The organism is Bacillus timonensis (assembly GCF_000285535.1).
Lineage (GTDB): Bacteria > Bacillota > Bacilli > Bacillales > Bacillaceae_L > Ferdinandcohnia > Ferdinandcohnia timonensis.
Map to the genome: position 1 here is coordinate 1 of NZ_CAET01000100.1, position 365 is coordinate 365.

Sequence of the window (365 nt, forward strand, 5' to 3'; positions counted from 1 at the left end):
GAATCATCATCTGAAATATCGATAGGTTGTCCATCATTTGCAAATGGATCTTGATCAACTCTTGTAGGTCCTTGATTTTATTAGGGTTCTGACTCTGTCCAAATGGAGAATAGCCACCTTGGCCACCTTGGGTTTGCGTAGAAGTATTCAGGTTGTTTCACCTTGACGGTCGGCTTGATTCCTTTTTTATGAATCCAGTTTCCGTCTGGCGTTAACCACTTGAACATCGTTAGCTTCAAGTTACTTCCGTCACCCATGTCTCTTGCTTGTTGAACGGTTCCTTTACCAAATGTCTTTTCACCGACTAGGTCATAACCGCCTGCTTCTTTTAATGCACCTGCTAAAATCTCAGAGGCTGAAGCACT

At 43.0% G+C, this 365-nt stretch carries 2 pseudogenes; both read right to left on the reverse strand.

What is annotated here, in order from left to right:
• Window positions 1-145: pseudogene (locus tag BTHG_RS27170) on the reverse strand (single-stranded DNA-binding protein); the annotation flags it as partial.
• A pseudogene (locus BTHG_RS23870) lies at window positions 129-365 on the reverse strand (S41 family peptidase); the annotation flags it as partial. The pseudogenes BTHG_RS23870 and BTHG_RS27170, both read right to left, overlap by 17 nt.